The organism is Rhodoferax sp. RT5P35, from assembly GCF_056521385.1.
Genome location: NZ_JBWMAX010000114.1, coordinates 1 through 1,467 on the forward strand (window position 1 = coordinate 1; position 1,467 = coordinate 1,467).

Below are 1,467 nucleotides of genomic sequence, written 5' to 3' on the forward strand. Positions count from 1 at the left end.
GCCGCTGCTGCACTGAAAGTAGACCCCACCCGCTGCGCCGTGGTGGAAGACACCACCACCGGCGTGCGCGCAGGCGTGGCCGCCGGGGCCACGGTGTTTGGCTACGCCCCTGCCACGTCCGACCACGTGGATGCGCAGGCGCTGATGGACGCAGGGGCGTTTTGCACGTTCACCGATATGGAGCAACTGGCGGGCTGGGTGGTGTAGGCCAGGGTGGGCAGCGCCACCATGTAACGGCGGGTCATTGATAGAAACTAACAATCAATTGTTATTTGTCAATTGTCTATGTGAATCGATTGGCCGTAAGATTGCCCCTGTTCACAACGACCAACCCCCACAGGAGCCCACGATGTCCGTCGCCAGCCAACGCCCAGAAATCAAAACCCTCGCCAACCTCGAATCCGCCTTCGCAGGCGAGTCCATGGCCCACATCAAGTACCGCTACTTCGCCAAGTTGGCGCGGGAAGCGGGCGACGAAGCCACCGCCAAGGTGTTCGAGGCCACCGCCGACCAGGAAGTGATGCACGCCTTTGGCCACCTGGACCTGCTCTACCCCAAGGCCAGCATGACCCCGGCCAAGGCGCTGCAAATCGCCATCGACGGCGAAACCTACGAGTACACCGAGATGTACCCCGGCTTTCGCGCCACCGCCGAAGCCGAGGGCAATGCCGCCGCCGTGGCCGAGATGGACGAGCAGATCGAAGAGTCCAAGGTCCACGCCGCCCAGTTCGCTGCCACCCTGGCCAAGGCCCAAAAACGCTTTGCCGCCCTGGCCAAGGTGGAAGAGCGCCACGCCAACCACTACCAGGCCCACCTGGACAGCCTGACGGCCACGGCATAATCACTACGTTTTTAATAGCTGCTCACGCTCATTGAATAAGCGCTAGAGGCACTTTTTACATAAATTGAAGGAACCCCGATGAAAACCTATATCTGTATCGTTTGCGGCTTTGTGTACGACGAGGCCGCAGGCCGCCCCGAAGACGGCATTGCCGCAGGCACCTTGTGGTCCGACGTACCCGCCAGTTGGGAATGCCCTGATTGCGGCGTGGCCAAGGCCGACTTCGAGCCCGTCGAAATTTAATGGACCAGCCGCTCCTCATCATCGGCGCGGGGTTAGCCGGTTGGCAAACGGTGCGCGAGTTCCGCAAGCTCGACACCACCACGCCCATCACCCTGGTCACCGCGGACGCGGGCGACTTCTACGCCAAGCCCACGCTGTCCAACGCGTTTGGCCAGAAGCGCGGCCCGGCGCAGCTGGTGACCACCCCGGCGGCTACCATTGCGCAGAATTTGGGCGTCACCCTGCTGTCGCACACCCAGGTCACCGCCATCGACACCGCCGCTCAGGTGGTGCATACCAGCACCGGCCCGTTGGGCTACCGTGACCTGGTGCTGGCCACCGGCGCGCAGCCCATCCGCGTGCCGCTGGCGGGCGCGGCGGCGGACCAGGTGCTGTCGGTCAAT

At 63.3% G+C, this 1,467-nt stretch carries 3 protein-coding genes and 1 pseudogene; all 4 read left to right on the plus strand.

Features of this window, described 5'->3' with window-relative positions; translation table 11 throughout:
• Nucleotides 1-207, plus strand: a pseudogene (locus AC097L_RS24105) (HAD family hydrolase); the annotation flags it as partial.
• A gap of 142 nt (nt 208-349) precedes the next feature.
• Complete coding sequence (locus tag AC097L_RS24110; protein WP_479589257.1) at nt 350-841, plus strand: rubrerythrin family protein; 492 nt, start codon at nt 350-352, stop codon at nt 839-841.
• 78 nt (nt 842-919) lie between these two features.
• Nucleotides 920-1,084: a rubredoxin gene (locus AC097L_RS24115; protein WP_315209063.1), complete on the plus strand. Its 165-nt coding sequence runs from the start codon at nt 920-922 to the stop codon at nt 1,082-1,084.
• Nucleotides 1,084-1,467 (plus strand): FAD-dependent oxidoreductase (locus tag AC097L_RS24120; protein WP_479589258.1); only part of this gene is annotated, 384 nt, incomplete at its 3' end. The genes AC097L_RS24115 and AC097L_RS24120, both read left to right, overlap by 1 nt.